The following is a 19,878-nucleotide window of genomic DNA, read 5'->3' on the forward strand; positions in this document are numbered from 1 at the left end:
CAAATTCAAAGCAAGGCAGACTTTGTCCGCCCTGCTTATAAGAAATTAGAAGTGGCTTTCTACTTTCTCTTCGATTTGGATAGGATGAGTTGTAGCTATATTTTCTTCGCCAGCATGTGAGCTTGCAGTAGCATAAGAAGGTTTAGCCTCTGACTTACCTTCATTCATGATATGATCTTTTGGTGTTTCTAAAAGATCGTTTGCGCTAACACCTATTTTATTGTTATTTAGAACATTTAGCTCAGCTTTTGGCTCATTTATACGAGCAGCATTGCTTAGATCAACACTATCATTGTCTAAGATATCATCTGGCAAGCTTCTAGTGCTTCTTACTTTACCGCTGTGGACTTTAGTTAAGTCAAATTTTACTGATGTTTCATCAGCAAGTGCATTACCAGCTAGATCTTTGAACTGACCTTTCATTGATACAGTAGCTCCATCATGACGCAAATCAAAGTGTTGATTATCCTTGCAAAGAGTGACTACACGACTAAAGCTTCCATTGTCTATATCGGCTTGACTTATTGTTATATTTTCTCCATGTCCATTTATACTACTCCATCCTTTATAGTCGGTATTGAGCGTATAATGGAATGTATCACCAACTTTTACAGAACCATCTTTTGGAACTTCAACAACAAATGTTATATCACCTTTTCCATTTGCAGGATTATAATATTCAGCATTATCGTAAAATCCGTCATGATTTCTATCTTCAGCCACCCAAATATTTGGTTTTGCTACTGTTGTATCTATCTCAAGACCTGAAACAGTATATGGGCTTGATGCAACACCTGACTTATCAGTAGCCACTGCTACAACAGAGTACTTACCATCTGCGATATTTCCAGTTGTAATGCTCCACTCGCCGTTTTCATTAGCTTTAACATCGCTCTCCCAAACTTTATGTGTTTTACTATTAACTATAGACACTTTTACAATAGCACCAGCCTCTGTTGTTCCACTTATGGTTGGAGTGTTATCATTTGTCAAGCCTGCAATATGCGCAGCTTCATTTGTGATAATATTTCCAGTTTTGCCATTCCAACCAGGCACATTATCATCTATTGAAGTAATCTTAACATTAACAGTTTTAGCACCGCTTTCAGAATCACTAAAGTCAAATACTACTTTATCACTACCTACTTTGCCTTGATTGCCAGCTGCATCGCTAAAGTATGCTTCAGCAACATAAACGCTTCCGTTTGCATTTTTACCATAAGGCATAGGCTTACCAGCATCCGGCTGATCTTTGTCAATTTGGTTATTTTTCATCTCACCAATGTAGCCTCTATCAATTTCAGCTTGACTTATAGCGCGCTCATGCCAGCCTGTTTCATCCCATTTATAGTGGAATATATCACCAGCTTTTATGCTACCATCATCTGGTATAAGAGCCTTCCATGATAGACGTCCTGTGTGAGTATTTTCTATATTTTCTTTCCAGCTAAATTTACCATCGTTATTTGTATCTTCGATGAATTCAACTTTCGCATCTGCTATCTTAGTATCAACATCTATAGCTGCCACATTTGAAGGGTTGCTTACTACACCGGTCTTGCTTGTAGCTATTGCGGTTAGCTCATGTTTACCCTCAGCAAGTGGAGTTTTTGGTGTAAATTCCCAAGAACCATCACCATTATATTTGATATCTCCATCAACAACCTTGTCACCATCTTTAATTGTTATAGTTACACCAGGTTTTGCTGTACCTTTGATAGTTGGTGTACTATCGTCTGTTAGGCCATTATTTACACCAAGGATATTTCCTACTTTACCGTTATAGCCAGCCACATCGTCACAAACTGCTGTGATCTTGACAACGCCAGGGGTTGTGTCTACATCTGAAGATGTTTGGTCGGATCTACTTCTGTTTCCAGCTAGGTCAGTTGCTTGTACGACCATATTATGCTTGCCATCAGCCATTGGCTCTTTTGGCTGTATTGTCCATTTGCCATCTTCACCAGCTTTGGTTGTGCCTATTACTTTGTCATTATCGAAAAGCTCAATAAATGCACCTTTTTCAGCACTACCTTCAAATACTGGTCTATTGTCATTTGTTAAGCCACCTTTAACATCACCATGATATACACCACCTTCTACGTTATCAGTGATCTTATCTATAGTTGGTTTCGGCGTTACAGTATCGACATCTATATTAGCTGCATTGCTAGGTGCACTTTTTACTCCTAGGGCATTTTCAGCTACTGCAGTAATGCTATGTTTGCCATCTGGTAGTGCTGCACTTGTGCTTGGTGTAAAGTTCCAGTTGCCATTAGCGTCAGCTTTGGCATCTCCGATCCACTTGCCGTTATCGTAAATATCAACTTTTATGCCAGCCTCAGCTGTACCTTTGATAGTTGGGGTATTGTCATTTGTTAGACCACCTTCCACTTTAAGCACGTCACCTACTCTAGTATCATCATCATAGCCTTTATGGTCATCTATAACTTCTTTGATAACTGGTGCTTTAGGAGTGGTCTTGTCAAATTTAACTGTATCCCAATGTTCTGCACTGACATTACCAGCTTGATCTACTATCCTATAAGATGGAGTTTCGAAGCCAGGTTTGCTTTTTACAAAATTCGCACTAAAATCATCTCTTGCAACTTCACCTTTAGCTATGTCAGCAGCGCTTAGGGTTAATATAGTCACCCACTCTCTATGGCTATTAGTCACTTCGATTCTATCGCCTTCTTTTGCATCCTCTGGTAGCTTGATAACCCATTTTAATTTGCCATCAGTTAGAGCAGAAGCTTCAGTGGCTGTCAAGATGCTGTTATCATCTTTATCAGCTGTGATCATTACTTTTGGAGCTCCTGCAGTAGTATCAACAGTTACACCAACAGTATCAGAATCTGGGCTATTTGTGCCTGCTTTATCGGTTGCTTTAACAACAAATAAATGACGACCATCTTCTAGTTTTGGAAGTACAAATTCCCAAGTACCATCTCCTTTGGTAGTTGTAGTCCAATCATAAATAACTTCACCATTAACAAGAGAAGCTTTAGTTAAACCATCTATCCAAACTTTAACAGTTGAACCAGGCTCAGCTGTACCTTTTAGTGTTGGAGTGCTATCATTTGTTAGGCCATTTTTAACATCACCATTTACTACACCACCGGCCGTATTATCTACAATCTCAGTAATAACAGGTTTAGGGCAGTTGGTGTCAATGTTAATCGTTGCAACATTTGATGGATCGCTAACATTGCCAGCTTTATCTGTTGCTATAGCTGTTACATTATACTCACCATCAGCAAGTGCAGTTTTTGGTGTAAATTCCCAGTTGCCATTAGCGTCAGCTTTTATAATTATGTCTTTACTAATAATATCGTTACCATTTTTAAGAACGATTGTTGCACCAGGCTCAGCTGTACCTTTAAATGTAGGCGTACTGTCGTTTGTTAAGCCATCGTCAATGCCAAGAACGTTTTTGCCATCTTGGATTCCGCCATACTGATTATCAGTTACTTGAGTAATAACTGGAGCATCTGACGCTGTTAGATCCACATCTATACTGTTAGTTACTGCTTCACTTTCATTATTTGCTTGATCAACGATCTTAGCTGTGATAGTTGAAGTTTGTCCGTCAACTACTGGTACTTTAACTTCTATGTAGCCAGCTTTTACGTCATCTGCAGTTACAGTGTGGTTTTGCTCTTTGCCATTGTTAATAGTGTATTTGATCACATCGCCTTCAACTACATCTGGCAAGAATGAAATTCTAGCTTTTGTGCTAGCATTATCACCATCTTTGCTGTTTTCAACTTTGTTTAGTTTTCCATCTTCTGGATTGATATCTTCAACAAATGTGATTGTTGGATCGCAAGGAGCTGCACTATCACCTTCGTGTTTTACACTGCCGGCTTCAGCTTCACCTTTACCAGTGTTGCCAGCTTTATCAGTGATCTCTACTGTAACTTTATCGCCTGTATTGATTGGCCTAGTAGTTTCTATACTAAATTTACCATCGTTACCTACTTTACCGCTACCTATTATTTCTTTGCCAGCTTGATCTTTGATAACAACTATAGCACCTGGTGTATCAGAGCTACCCTCTACTCTACCTTTTTCTGGTGTACTATCAGCTGGGTTGCTCATATCTATTGGAGTTGCTTTAACATTCTCTACACTTGGAGCTATTGTATCAAGCTCAATTGTTGCCTCATTACTTGAACCACTCTCACCAAATTCGTTCTTAGCTATAGCTGTAAATTTATGTTTACCTTGCTCTTTAAGAACTGGTGTTGTAAATTCCCAGTTAGCATTTGCATTCTCTATCCTACCGATCTCAACACCATTGTCGTAGATTATAACTGTTGATCCAGCTTTTGCTGTACCTTTGATAGTTGGAGTGTTATCGTTTGTTAAGCCACCTTTAACGTCTTCGTTAAATTTACCACCCTTGACATCATCGATAACATCAGTGATAACTGGAGCTTCTGGAGCTTTAGTAGCTTCACTATTCTCACCTATTACACCTTTACCTTTGCCTGGTTTGTCAGGATTGTTAGGGTTAACTATCTCAGCTATTATAGTATTGTCTTTACCTGGGTTTAGATCAACTGGAACATCTATTTTACCCTTATCGATATCGCTTTGCTCGATTGGTCTTACAGTCTCCTTACCTTTGTCATCAGTAACTATTAGCTTATCACCTGGTTTTACGCTGCCATCTTTTGGAATGATGACTTCAGCTGTTGTTTTACCAGCATCATTATCACCTTCTTTGTTCTCTTTATCAGAGATTTTGTGGTCACCGTCTTTATCTTCTGGGAATTTGATAGATGGGTTGCTTGGTTGGCGAGTTAGTTCTTTGTCATATACCAAGTTTGCAAAATTACCCTCGCTTTCATTGCCAACTATATCTACTATCCTATAAGCTGGACTTTGTGCTCCATTGCCTTTTGGTAGATCCATAACAAAGCCGTCTCTCTCAACAGAACCTTTAGCGATATCCTCTTTGGTTATAAATGTAGCATTTTTCCACTTACCATCTTGTCCGTATACTTGTAGTATATCACCAGCTTTTACGATAACGCCGTCAGTTGGGATCTCAACAATCCAGTGAAGTTTGCCATCTGTTAAGGCTTTTGCCTCTTCTACGCTTAGGACCTCATTGCTATTTAAATCTTCTTTAAATTTAACTTTTGGTGTACCAACAGTTGTATCAACTTCTAGTGCAGAAGTTGCTTCACTAGAGTTGCCAGCCGCATCTGTAACCACAGCTTTTATGATGTGAACACGGCCAACAAGATCTGCTAGTGGCTCTTTATAGTCGATTGGCTTAAATTCCCAGTTACCATCTTTATCAGCTTTAACTCTACCTATCTCTTTATCAGTATCATAGATAACCACTTCTTGATTTGCATCAGTTGTACCTTTGATAGTTGGCTTGTTATCATTTGTCGAAGTGCCTGCAACGTTGTCTTTGTATGTACCGCCTGGTACGTTGTCAATAATACCTGTGATCTGGACATTAGGAGCTGTAAAGTCTGAGCTTATGCTCTCTTTTACTATTTCACTAGAATTACCTGCTTGATCAACTATCTTAGCTGTTACTGTTGAAGTCTTACCATCAACTACTGGAACTTTAACTTCTATGTAGCCAGCTACTCTGTCATTGTAAGTTATAGTATGTGTTTTTTCCTCACCATTTACAGTGTAGTGGATCACATCATTTTCTTCAGCATCGCCTGGAACAGAAATTTGAGCTGTTGTGCTAGCATTGTCACCATCTTTGCCGTTCTCTGCTTTATTTAGCTTGCCATCTTTTTTATTGATATCTTCAATAAATATGATTGTTGGCTCAGACGGAGCTACTAGGTCAACATTAACTACCACTGTTTCTGAGAAGTCTGAGATATTTCCAGCCTTATCTTGTATTCTTGTAGTGTATTGATACTCGCCATCTTCTAGTTGAGGTAGTTCAAATTTCCAACCACCATGCTTATCAGCTGTAGTAGTTCCTATAGCTCTCTTATCGCCACTTAGTTCACTAATTTCATATATAGTTACTACCGAGTTAGGCTCAGCATATCCCTCAAGAGTTGGTGTGCTGTCGTTTGTTAGAGCAACTTTTGTTTTAGCGTCTAAAACGTTGCCAGTGTGGCTATCTACATCGTCATTTACAGCATTTATTACTGGAGCATTAGCTGTTGCATCTACATCTAGTTCAACCTTAGGTGTGATTGATTTATTACCTGCACTATCTGTAGCATGTGCTTCGAAGTAGTGTAGGCCATCACCCATAGCTTCAGTTGGAGTAAAGCTCCATTTGCCATTAGCGTCAGCTACTATTTTACCAACTAGAGTTTTTTCTGTAGTTGTTAAGAAGCTCTCATAAATTTCTACTGTTGCACCAGGAGCTGCACTACCTTTGAATGTTGGTAGGTTATCGTTTGTTAGACCATTTTTAACATCACCATTTACTACACCACCAGCTACGTCATCATAAATTTCGTCGATTGTTACTTGAGTTGTAGCATGAGTATGGATGATATCATTACCTGTTACTGCACTACCTTTACCTGTGTTGCCAGCTTCATCAGTGATCTCTACTTTTACTTTATCGCCTGGGTTTAGTGCTTTAGTAGTATCTATAGCAAATTTGCCATCTCCACCTACTTTACCTTCACCAATTACATTACCAGCTTCATCTTTAACAATAACCTTAGCATCTTGTGTATCAGAGCTACCCTCTACTCTACCTTTTTCTGGAGTGTTGTCAGCTGGGTTGCTAATATCTAGTGGGCTTACTTTTAGGTTTTCAACACTTGGAGCTGTTGCATCTACATCTAGTTCAACCTTAGGTGTGATTGATTTATTACCTGCACTATCTGTAGCATGTGCTTCGAAGTAGTGTAGGCCATCACCCATAGCTTCAGTTGGAGTAAAGCTCCATTTGCCATTAGCGTCAGCTACTATTTTACCAACTAGAGTTTTTTCTGTAGTTGTTAAGAAGCTCTCATAAATTTCTACTGTTGCACCAGGAGCTGCACTACCTTTGAATGTTGGTAGGTTATCGTTTGTTAGACCATTTTTAACATCACCATTTACTACACCACCAGCTACGTCATCATAAATTTCGTCGATTGTTACTTGAGTTGTAGCATGAGTATGGATGATATCATTACCTGTTACTGCACTACCTTTACCTGTGTTGCCAGCTTCATCAGTGATCTCTACTTTTACTTTATCGCCTGGGTTTAGTGCTTTAGTAGTATCTATAGCAAATTTGCCATCTCCACCTACTTTACCTTCACCAATTACATTACCAGCTTCATCTTTAACAATAACCTTAGCATCTTGTGTATCAGAGCTACCCTCTACTCTACCTTTTTCTGGAGTGTTGTCAGCTGGGTTGCTAATATCTAGTGGGCTTACTTTTAGGTTTTCAACACTTGGAGCTGTTGCATCTACATCTAGTTCAACCTTAGGTGTGATTGATTTATTACCTGCACTATCTGTAGCATGTGCTTCGAAGTAGTGTAGGCCATCACCCATAGCTTCAGTTGGAGTAAAGCTCCATTTGCCATTAGCGTCAGCTACTATTTTACCAACTAGAGTTTTTTCTGTAGTTGTTAAGAAGCTCTCATAAATTTCTACTGTTGCACCAGGAGCTGCACTACCTTTGAATGTTGGTAGGTTATCGTTTGTTAGACCATTTTTAACATCACCATTTACTACACCACCAGCTACGTCATCATAAATTTCGTCGATTGTTACTTGAGTTGTAGCATGAGTATGGATGATATCATTACCTGTTACTGCACTACCTTTACCTGTGTTGCCAGCTTCATCAGTGATCTCTACTTTTACTTTATCGCCTGGGTTTAGTGCTTTAGTAGTATCTATAGCAAATTTGCCATCTCCACCTACTTTACCTTCACCAATTACATTACCAGCTTCATCTTTAACAATAACCTTAGCATCTTGTGTATCAGAGCTACCCTCTACTCTACCTTTTTCTGGAGTGTTGTCAGCTGGGTTGCTAATATCTAGTGGGCTTACTTTTAGGTTTTCAACACTTGGAGCTGTTGCATCTACATCTAGTTCAACCTTAGGTGTGATTGATTTATTACCTGCACTATCTGTAGCATGTGCTTCGAAGTAGTGTAGGCCATCACCCATAGCTTCAGTTGGAGTAAAGCTCCATTTGCCATTAGCGTCAGCTACTATTTTACCAACTAGAGTTTTTTCTGTAGTTGTTAAGAAGCTCTCATAAATTTCTACTGTTGCACCAGGAGCTGCACTACCTTTGAATGTTGGTAGGTTATCGTTTGTTAGACCATTTTTAACATCACCATTTACTACACCACCAGCTACGTCATCATAAATTTCGTCGATTGTTACTTGAGTTGTAGCATGAGTATGGATGATATCATTACCTGTTACTGCACTACCTTTACCTGTGTTGCCAGCTTCATCAGTGATCTCTACTTTTACTTTATCGCCTGGGTTTAGTGCTTTAGTAGTATCTATAGCAAATTTGCCATCTCCACCTACTTTACCTTCACCAATTACATTACCAGCTTCATCTTTAACAATAACCTTAGCATCTTGTGTATCAGAGCTACCCTCTACTCTACCTTTTTCTGGAGTGTTGTCAGCTGGGTTGCTAATATCTAGTGGGCTTACTTTTAGGTTTTCAACACTTGGAGCTGTTGCATCTACATCTAGTTCAACCTTAGGTGTGATTGATTTATTACCTGCACTATCTGTAGCATGTGCTTCGAAGTAGTGTAGGCCATCACCCATAGCTTCAGTTGGAGTAAAGCTCCATTTGCCATTAGCGTCAGCTACTATTTTACCAACTAGAGTTTTTTCTGTAGTTGTTAAGAAGCTCTCATAAATTTCTACTGTTGCACCAGGAGCTGCACTACCTTTGAATGTTGGTAGGTTATCGTTTGTTAGACCATTTTTAACATCACCATTTACTACACCACCAGCTACGTCATCATAAATTTCGTCGATTGTTACTTGGACAGTAGAAGAAGCCTCAGTGATATCTTTTGAAATTTCTTCGCTTGGCTTGCTTGGATTGTTTGGATTGACAATCTCGGCTGTTATAGTTGTCTTATCTCCTGTTTTAATATCAACTGTAACTTCAACCTTACCTTTTGCAATATCTTCGTCTGTGATCACGTGCTCTTTTGGCTTGCCGCTGTTGTCTTTAACGATAAGTTTGTCGCCTGGTTTTACGCTGCCATCTTTTGGAATGATGACTTCAGCTGTTGTTTTACCAACTTCTTTATCACCGTCTTGGTTCTCCTTGTTAGATATTTTGCCATCTTTATTAGTATCTTCTTTGAAGTTAATATCTAGTGGTGAGCCTGGTGTTCTTGAGAATTCGCCATCAAGTGTAAGTGTAGCTTTTGATGAGTCACTAATGTTGCCGGCATCATCAGCAAATCTATACTCTGGAGTCTCATATTTGCCATTTCTTAGTTTTTCTATATCGACATTAAATGTAGCTTCAAATCTACCATCTTTGATCATCTCATCAGTGATAGTAACAAATTTAACCCAATTACCTTTGCTGTCGATTGACTGGATCACATCACCAGCTTTTATGCTACCGTCTGTTGGGATATCTATTACCCAGTGAGCTTTGCCGTCTTTTATAGCAGCCACTTCAGCAACGCTTAGAACGCCGTTATTATCTGTATCTTCTAAAAATCTAACTTTTGGATTGCCGATAGTTAGATCCACATCTACGCTACCAGATACTTCTTTGCTAGCATTACCTGCTTGATCAACGATCTTAGCTGTGATAGTTGAAGTTTGTCCGTCAACTACTGGTACTTTAACTTCTATGTGTCCTTTTGCTTTATCAGCTTCAGTTATAGGGTGTGATTTTTCTTCACCATTTACAGTGTATTTGATCACATCATTTACTACTGCATCTGCTGGGATAGAAATTTTAGCTGTTGTATTAGCGTTATCACTATCGCTACCGTTTTCAGCTTTATTTAGCTTGCCATCTTTTGGATTAGTATCTTCAACAAATGTGATTGTTGGCTCAGATGGAGGAGTATGATCATTTGGATGCTCTATATTGCCAGCTACAGCCATATCTGTACCTGCGTTACCAGCTTTATCTATTGCTTGAACAAATACTGGAGTACCTGGCTGAACAGCTTTATCTAGTTGAATTGCGAAGTCACCTGAACTGTTAGCGTGACCTTTTCCTATAATGTTGTTGTCTCCATCTCTAAATAATATCTCAGCATTTGGAGTATCTGTATGACCTGTTCCCATAGTTATTTCTGCTGTATCATCAGCTCTGCTATTAGTATCAATAGGAGTGATTTTAACGTTATCAAGTTTTGGAGCGATTGAATCTAGATCGATTGTAGCTTCATTGCTTGGTGTGCTCTTACCAAATTTATTCTCAGCAATTGCTGTAAATTTATGCTCGCCTTGTTTAGTAAGTTCTGAAGTTGTAAATTCCCAGTTAGCATCTGCATTTTCTATTTTGCCGATCTCAACACCATTATCATAGATTACAACTGTTGATCCAGCTTTTGCTGTTCCTTTGATGGTTGGAGTTTTATCATTTGTTAAATGACCTTCAACATCAAGAATATTGCCCACTTTAGTATCTTCTCCATAGCCCTTAACATTATCGATTACTTCATTGATTACTGGAACTTCTGGAAGATCTTTATGAATGATATCCGTATCGCCAGCAGTTTCAGTATCTTTACCTTTGTTACCAGCTTTATCAGTTACTTCTACGGTTACTTTATCACCTGGTTTGATTGGATCAGTTGTAACTTCGAAATTTCCTTTATCATCAGTTGTGCCAGTGCCTATTGTTTTACCATTTTCATCAGTAACAACTACTGGAGCATTTGGCTCGTCTGATTTACCTTTTACGATACCTTTATCTGGAGTACCATCTGATGGTTTGGTCTCATCTACTGGAGTTACAGTCTCGATATCTACTTTTGGAGCTGTATGATCATTTGGATGAGCTAAATCACCAGCTTTAAATTCGCTTTCACTAGTATTGCCAGCTTTATCTGTCACTTCAAAGACCACTTTATCGCCAGGATTAACAGGTTTGGCGTCTATAACAAAGCCACCTTTATCATTAGCGTCGGCTCTACCCAAGAAATTTCCATCTTTATCTTTAGCTATGACGGTAGCATGAGGAGTATCTGTAACACCTACTATAAGAGTTGCTTCTGCTGTATCATCGGCTTTAGCAGCAGTATCGATCGGAGTTATTGTAACCTCTTTGATAACTGGAGCTATTGTATCAAGCTCAATTGTTGCCTCATTACTTGAACCACTCTCACCAAATTCGTTCTTAGCTATAGCTGTAAATTTATGTTTACCTTGCTCTTTAAGAACTGGTGTTGTAAATTCCCAGTTAGCATTTGCATTCTCTATCCTACCGATCTCAACACCATTGTCGTAGATTATAACTGTTGATCCAGCTTTTGCTGTACCTTTGATAGTTGGAGTGTTATCGTTTGTTAAGCCACCTTTAACGTCTTCGTTAAATTTACCACCCTTGACATCATCGATAACATCAGTGATAACTGGAGCTTCTGGAGCTTTAGTAGCTTCACTATTCTCACCTATTACACCTTTACCTTTGCCTGGTTTGTCAGGATTGTTAGGGTTAACTATCTCAGCTATTATAGTATTGTCTTTACCTGGGTTTAGATCAACTGGAACATCTATTTTACCCTTATCGATATCGCTTTGCTCGATTGGTCTTACAGTCTCCTTACCTTTGTCATCAGTAACTATTAGCTTATCACCTGGTTTTACGCTGCCATCTTTTGGAATGATGACTTCAGCTGTTGTTTTACCAGCATCATTATCACCTTCTTTGTTCTCTTTATCAGAGATTTTGTGGTCACCGTCTTTATCTTCTGGGAATTTGATAGATGGGTTGCTTGGTTGGCGAGTTAGTTCTGAATCAAGTGTAAGTGTAGCTTTTGATGAGTCACTAATGTTGCCGGCATCATCAGCAAATCTATACTCTGGAGTCTCATATTTGCCATTTCTTAGTTTTTCTATATCGACATTAAATGTAGCTTCAAATCTACCATCTTTGATCATCTCATCAGTGATAGTAACAAATTTAACCCAATTACCTTTGCTGTCGATTGACTGGATCACATCACCAGCTTTTATGCTACCGTCTGTTGGGATATCTATTACCCAGTGAGCTTTGCCGTCTTTTATAGCAGCCACTTCAGCAACGCTTAGAACGCCGTTATTATCTGTATCTTCTAAAAATCTAACTTTTGGATTGCCGATAGTTAGATCCACATCTACGCTACCAGATACTTCTTTGCTAGCATTACCTGCTTGATCAACGATCTTAGCTGTGATAGTTGAAGTTTGTCCGTCAACTACTGGTACTTTAACTTCTATGTGTCCTTTTGCTTTATCAGCTTCAGTTATAGGGTGTGATTTTTCTTCACCATTTACAGTGTATTTGATCACATCATTTACTACTGCATCTGCTGGGATAGAAATTTTAGCTGTTGTATTAGCGTTATCACTATCGCTACCGTTTTCAGCTTTATTTAGCTTGCCATCTTTTGGATTAGTATCTTCAACAAATGTGATTGTTGGCTCAGATGGAGGAGTTGTATCTGTGTAAACTGTATTACCAGCTGTGCCATCACCTTTACCTGTGTTGCCAGCTTTATCAGTTACTTCTACAGTTACTTTATCACCTGGTTTGATTGCATCAGTTGGAACTTCGAAATTTCCTTTGTCATCAGTTGTGCCAGTACCAATTATTTTGCCATCTTTATCTTTTACTACTACTGGAGCATTTGGCTCGTCTGATTTACCAGTTACAATTCCTTTGTCTGGGTTGCCATCTGCTTTTTCGTTTGTGTCTACTGGAGTTACTTTAACGTCTTCAACTGTTGGAGGAGTTGTATCTGTGTAAACTGTATTACCAGCTGTGCCATCACCTTTACCTGTGTTGCCAGCTTTATCAGTTACTTCTACAGTTACTTTATCACCTGGTTTGATTGCATCAGTTGGAACTTCGAAATTTCCTTTGTCATCAGTTGTGCCAGTACCAATTATTTTGCCATCTTTATCTTTTACTACTACTGGAGCATTTGGCTCGTCTGATTTACCAGTTACAATTCCTTTGTCTGGGTTGCCATCTGCTTTTTCGTTTGTGTCTACTGGGTTAATAGAATTTATAGTTACTACTGGAGCTGTAGTGTCGATGTAAAAACCTGTGCCGCCACCAGTGCCGCCATTATCTAGGCCACCTCTTACGCCTGTTTCTGGGCTAGCAAAACCAAAACCGCCCAATGAATTTATCGCACTAGTGCTAGTGCTCACATTTGAATAATGCCCACCATGCTCAAATCTGGTTTCACCAAGACTAACGCCATCACCAGCACGGCCACCGCTCGTACCGCCAGCTGCTGTCTCTTCTAGATTTTCTAAATTTGCACCATTTAACAATGCTTTTTGAAGTGCTGCTACTTGTGAATCAGCAGCAGTTGCCTTTGGATCGAGACTTAGTGTATCTTCGCCGATCATTGATAGCTCTTTTCCATTATTTGTCGCTATCACAACCTTAGAATCAGCTGAAGTTGTTTTTACCGTCTCACCTTCATAAAGGCTATCACCAACTTTTAGTACCCTTTGGTTACCACTTTTATCTACTGCGATAACCTCAGCAGAACCTGATATAGACTTGATTGTGCCTAATTTCTTTGCCATGTTCATTCCTTTTGGGCTAAATTAATTTTGGCATTATTTTATAACTATTAGGAGAAATTGTAAATTGTACCTAGGTACAATATAGTTACATTATTTTATTATATGTTACATTTATAGAATTTTTTGTAATTAATAGATGATATTTCTATGACGCTTATATAAATTTTAATTTTCTAGTAAGAATTGATTAATGATATTTTAAGTTATAAATGTTTTATTTGATCGTAGTAAATTTTAAAAGAATAATAGAATTTATAAAAGATATTTGTAAATTTATATAGAAAGAAATTTAGACCCAAAAAGGGTCTAAATTTTAGAGATCGACGTGGATATCGTTTTTTATATCTACATGGATTGTCTGAGTATATTTTTCACCTGTGTTATCATCGGTAAAATTCTCATTTTTAAATTCATACCTTTGATATCCCTCTTCTGCTCCATCAGCTTTATGATATTTTTCATAAAGTTTTACGCCACCATTTGCCTGGCTGATCTTTGATAGATAGACATCTATCGTGTGGTTATTATCATCTTGCAAAACATCATTTATAAATACATTTCTCGTACCTATACGATAAGCTTCATTGCCAGTTATCCTTAGCTCTTCAAAACCTTTAAATTTGTTATTATAGCCTCCTATATTAGCTTCTACTGTAGCTACATCATAGCCATCGCCACCATCCATTTGTAAACTACTGTTGTTTGTTTTCATTGATAAAAAGACATTATCATCGCCTGCTCCAAGATTTACTTTTAGCTTATTTATAAACCCGCCATCTATCTTGATAGTATCATTATAAGGGCTTAAATTCCACTCTGATGATTTAACTTCTTGATCGGGTTGACCAGGCGCTCTATAATTTATACGTGCGTAGTCAATGTCTATATGCGTCTCGTTGTTTCCAGATTCGATATTTACACCCTTTAAGTCAGCCATATCTCCTTTTATATCTAATGTACCCTTTTCAGAGCGATTTGAACCTATAGTTACGCCATCAAGGTATGCCCAACCCAAATTTAAAGTATTGTGCGCAGATGAAACATCGATATCATAAACATCTTTTGGAGTTGTACTAGTAAATTTTACAGGTTTGTCTATCACGTTCATATAATCACCAAAATCAAAATTTATCGTATTTACCGCGTCCTTGTCATCTGATGACATATCTAAGATCACATCTTTTAGTTCAGCACCTCCGATATTTACAGTATTACTACCACTACCAAGTTTAAATTTACTATTTTCTATTTTGCCAACAGAATTATCCAGAATGCTTAATCCTAAAACATCATTGCCAGCACCCATATCTACATTTACTTCTTTTAAATTATAAGAGCTACGTATATTAATAACATCATCACCACCATAAGTATTGATATCAGTTTTTATTAAATTTACAGATTCAGCACTTAATTCGTCTTTTCCGCTAAGTTTTTCGTCACCAAAATTTATCTTGTTAGTTCCTTCTTGATCTAAGCTTCCAAGGATAGAATGACCATATTTTATTTTTAGTATATTTCTACCATCACCTGCAAATTCTATATCAAAAGGATTTGTACTATGATAGCCTATAGGTATAGTTACTTCTCTGTCGTTATCCACGATATACTCATCTGCTGATGTGATAGTGTCATCTACTTCAACAATTAAAGTGACGCTTTCTTTATATTCGCCATTACCCTCAATGCCTTCTGCGTTTTTATAAATTTTATTTGTAGGATCGAAAACGCCTTCATTTAATCTGTCATCGTCCAGCACTCTTGCACGTACTTTTAAGTTATTTATATCACCTGCTTTTACATTTATAGTGGCGCTATAATCTTTTAATGGTAGCAGCTCCCAGTTCTTACCATCGATTGAGTACTCAACATTATCATAGTCTTTACCATGATCTGCCTTTCCGCCAAAGCCAAAAAAAACTTTTAACATTTTATCGGCGTTTGCTTTATCTACATTGGCTCTTATACCATACTCTAGATATGAGTCATTTCCTGGTTTTTCAGAAACTTCTTTAGTTATGGTCTCTACTCTTAGATCGCTTACTATTTTGCCATTTGGATTAGGCGCAGGCTGTGGTTCAGGTTTTGGCTCTGGTTTAGGTTCTGGTTTAGGTTCTGGTTTTGGCTCAGGTTGTGGGGCTGGAGCTGGATTTACAGGCTCGACTGGCTCAACAGGCGTAGGCTCTGGCTTAGCACCAAGATCAACATTGATACCATCTTTTACATCTATATAGCCTTTGATAGTATAAGATCTGCCATTTTCCTGAAAATTAAAGTCGCTCTCATATCTTGTAAAGCCTTCTTTTAGACCTCTTGCATAGTCAGAAAGCTTAAAGCCTGCTAGCTCTACTCCGCCAGCTGCCTCTGTAACTGTCAAGATATGTTTGCTTTCGCTATTTTTAATGTCAAGCATATCATATAGATCTTCTAGCTTTAGGCTGACCTTCTCGTTGCCAGTCACTTGTAGCTCTTCAAAGCTCTTAAATTTATTAAAATCAACATTGCCATCGATCACAAGTGTATCGGTCTCGTAGCTAGTGCCACCATTTATCATGGTGTAGCCATCAAGCTTCATAGCTTTTGAGACGACGACTTTATCTTCGCCGTTGCCAAGATTAACCGTCATATCGTTTAATGTGCCTGATCTTAGCTCTAAAGTATCATCTGTATCTGCGAAATTCCACTTTGTGGCATTTTCTGGGTAGCTGCCATTTATCTTTGTATTTCCATCGACTACTACGTGAGTTTTGTAGCTGGTGTTAAGATTTACATCATCAAGGGTAGATGATCTTAAATTTAGATCGAAATTTAGTGGGTTTCCATTTACATCGGTGCCTGTGTTGGTCTCTGTACCTATGTTGATGCCCTTTAAAGTTGAGTTTTCAACATTTACGGTGTTGTTATTTGAGCCTGCTTCGATGTGGTTGGCTGAATTTTTATATGTTGAGTTGATATCAGCGTATTTGATATTTATCTCATCTTTCTCGCCTGAGCCAGTTCTTAGGTACATATCTGTCATTTTTATATGATCATCTTTTGTACCATTTAAATTTAACACATCATTTCCGCTATCAAGCGTGAAGCCACTTTGATAAGGTTTGGTACCTATGTAAGTTCCGCCGTTTAAATTTACAGTGTCGTTGTCTGCGCCAGTTTCGACGTGAAGTCTCTCGTGTCTTCCACCATTTATATTAATGGTGTCATTTCCGCCTTGGGTTTTGATATTTAGCCAGTTTAAATTTGAGTTATTTGAGTTTATAATATCTACTCCATTATTTTTCTCACCATCACCAAAAACTATGTCACTAGGTATCTTTTTATTCTCATCACGGCTTATAGTTGCATTTTCAAAATTTAAAGTGTTATTGCCATTATTTTTAAACGTAGCATCAAAGAATTTATCATTGTGAAATTCGCTTGTGATAGTAATGTTATGATCATTATCAACAATATAGCTATTTTTTGTGGCTTTGTTATCTCCTATGCTAACTTCTAATGAAACGCTCTCTTTAAAGTAGCCATTATTTTCTACGCCCTTATCTGCATCTGTGAAAATTTTCTCCGATGGATCAAGTGTGCCTTCATTTTGGTCGTGGTCGTTTGCTACTTCAACACGAACGCTTACTTTATTTATATCGCCAGCTCTTACATCTTTTATCACGCAGCTATCATCTAGCTTTTGCCAAGTTGTACCGCCATCTAGTGAGTACTCTGCATTTTCATAGTCTTTGCCAGTAGTTGCCTCTCCACCAAATTTAAGCGTCACATCTACCTTTTTATCAGCGTCAGCCTCCGCTACTTCGCCTTTTAGGTTGTACTCTAGGTATGATTTGTCGTCTGAGCTCTTTTCATAGCCAAATTCTGACTTGTTTTCAACTGAGATGTTTTTAACTATATCTTTGCTCTCGTCAGGTTTTGGTTCTGGCTTTGGTTCAGGTTTTGGCTCTGGCTGTGGCTCCGGAGTTGGTTCAGGTTTTGGCTCTGGCTTTGGTTCTGGTTTAGGCTGCGGAGTTGGAGCTGGATTTTCTGGTTGTGATGGCTCAACTGGGGCTACAGGTGCAATGGCAGAATTTATATCACTATCTGAACCATCAAAAACATCACTACCGCCACCTTTTACCTCTTGGTTAGTTAGTTTTACAGCGCCAAAAGTATCTGAAAGTGATCTAAAGCTAGCTGATACATCAGAGCTTTCATGACCACCATGCTCAAACCTCGTCTCGCCAAGGCTCACGCCATCTCCGCCTCTGCCACCGCTATTGCCTCCAGCGGCACTCTCTTCGAGATTTGCTAAATTTTCACCTTTTAAAAGGGCTTTTTGTATAGCTGCTACCTCTTTGTCTGAGCTAAGGTCGTTATTTAAATTTAGAGTTTCGCCATCTTTTAGCTCGAACTCTTTGCCGTCGTTTGATGCGATAGTTACCTTTGCGCCATTTGCTTTAACAACGTCGCCCTCGTATAAACTATCTCCCGCGACAACAACTCTTTCGTTGCCATTTTTGTCTATAACTACTACTTCCTTGGAGCCAAGAATGTTTTTAATAACACCTACTTTAACAGCCATCGCTGCCTCCTTTAAAATCAATTTGACACATTATAAATATTTCTTTTAAATATAAAGTAATGTAAATATGATGTTAATTCTTAAGATTACGCTGCTGCAGTGGGTTTTAAAAATTAAATTTTTGATAAATGTAAGCAAGATCCCAAAAGGGATCTAAATTTAAAGATCGACGTGAATGTCTTCTTTTATATCTATATAGACTGTGCCTTGACGATCACTACCGTCTGCTAAGTGCGTATTATAAGTACTTTCATATCTATGGTAGCCATTTTCTGCTCCGCTAGTTTCGCTAAAGCCATTAAGTTTTACAGTACCATGTGCTTCACTAAATTTAACTACATTAGAGCCATTGTCTAAAATGTCACTCAAATGAGCCACATCATTGCCGTTTAATGTCACATAAGCACCGCTCGTTACTTTTAATTCTTCAAAGCCAGAGACCTTTGAGAAGTCGATATTATTATCAAGTACAAGAGTATCATAGCCCTTGCCACCAAATATTTGAGTATTATTATCTATATCTGTTCTTGTCATAGTTAAACTAACTGTATCGTCTCCGCCACCTAGATAAAATTTAGAATTTTTTATGATAGCTGATGTCACATTTAAAGTATCATTTTGATTATCTGAGAAGTAAAATTCGTTATTTTTACCATGAAATTCTGAGTCGTCTATATGCATATTGACCTTGTTATTTCTGCCGTCAAATTTAACGTCACCCATAAATTTTGGCCCAAGAAAATTCATATCAAAAAGCGGCGTGTGGTCCAAATTTGCGTGTGAGCCTTTTATATCTATCTCGCCGTCTCCACCGCACACTTTTATATTCATAGTGGTCTTTTCGCCATCATTCGCTTCGATAGTAGTGTGTCCGTTAAAGATAGTGTTGTCCATATTTAGCGTATCTACTTCGTTTGGATTAGTAAAGCTAGAAAGAGAAATTTTCGTATCACCAAAAAAGCCCACCCAGTCGGTATTTATAGTGTCATTTCCTCCGCCAAGCCTTATATCAGCGCCATTTTTGATCTCAGATCTTTGGATATCTATGACATCGTTATCTAGACCTGTATGAATGGCAGCATTTTCCATCGTCGCACCATAAATTTTTACGCTATCATCGCCGTCATTTGTGTATAAAAGCGTATGATCTTTTATGCCGACGTTGTTTCTTATCTCTATCTCGTCATTGCCAGCCCCAGCGTCAAATCTCAGCCCTCTAACCTCGATATTATCGTGAATTCTTAGCTTGTTGTCGCCATCTCCTGCATCTATCTTGGCATCATTTACGATAGATCTTGTCATATCGACTATGTCGTTGCCATTGTCAAAACGCACATCGTTTGCGCTCGTGGTTGCGTCTGCGATGTTTAAAATTTGATCCTGCGCTTTTGGCCTTGCATCTGCCACCCTTCGTCCGTATAGCTCAGCAAGAAAATTCTTGGGCTCAAGTATCTCAAGCGACTTTATCTCCTCTATGATTCTCACGTGAGGGTCATTTTGGCTCACACCACCGCTTAAATTTAACCCCTCTTTGTCGGCTACTTCTACGCTCATATTAATCCTTTCTTAAAAAAATTGACTTT

3 protein-coding genes are annotated in these 19,878 nt (G+C 38.4%); all 3 read right to left on the bottom strand.

What is annotated here, in order from left to right; translation table 11 throughout:
- Positions 1-45: 45 nt before the first annotated feature.
- Positions 46-13,731: a retention module-containing protein gene (locus MTT09_RS00165; protein WP_429801887.1), complete on the bottom strand. Its 13,686-nt coding sequence runs from the start codon at positions 13,729-13,731 to the stop codon at positions 46-48.
- A 313-nt stretch (positions 13,732-14,044) separates the two neighbouring features.
- The gene (locus MTT09_RS00170) at positions 14,045-18,295 is read right to left on the bottom strand and encodes a hypothetical protein (protein WP_429801888.1); all 4,251 of its coding nucleotides are present in this window, start codon (positions 18,293-18,295) and stop codon (positions 14,045-14,047) included.
- 159 nt (positions 18,296-18,454) lie between these two features.
- Positions 18,455-19,849 carry a hypothetical protein gene (locus MTT09_RS00175; protein ID WP_429801889.1) on the bottom strand — a complete coding sequence of 465 codons (1,395 nt, stop codon included), beginning with the start codon at positions 19,847-19,849 and terminating at the stop codon, positions 18,455-18,457.
- Positions 19,850-19,878 lie beyond the last annotated feature (29 nt).

Source organism: Campylobacter concisus, assembly GCF_050447505.1.
Classification (GTDB): Bacteria; Campylobacterota; Campylobacteria; order Campylobacterales; family Campylobacteraceae; genus Campylobacter_A; species Campylobacter_A concisus_BP.

Coding starts and splice junctions, on each gene's coding strand:
- MTT09_RS00165 (WP_429801887.1), bottom strand. CDS start 13,731: ATGGCAAAGAAATTAGGCACAATCAAGTCTATATCAGGTTCTGCTGAG.
- MTT09_RS00170 (WP_429801888.1), bottom strand. CDS start 18,295: ATGGCTGTTAAAGTAGGTGTTATTAAAAACATTCTTGGCTCCAAGGAA.
- MTT09_RS00175 (WP_429801889.1), bottom strand. CDS start 19,849: ATGAGCGTAGAAGTAGCCGACAAAGAGGGGTTAAATTTAAGCGGTGGT.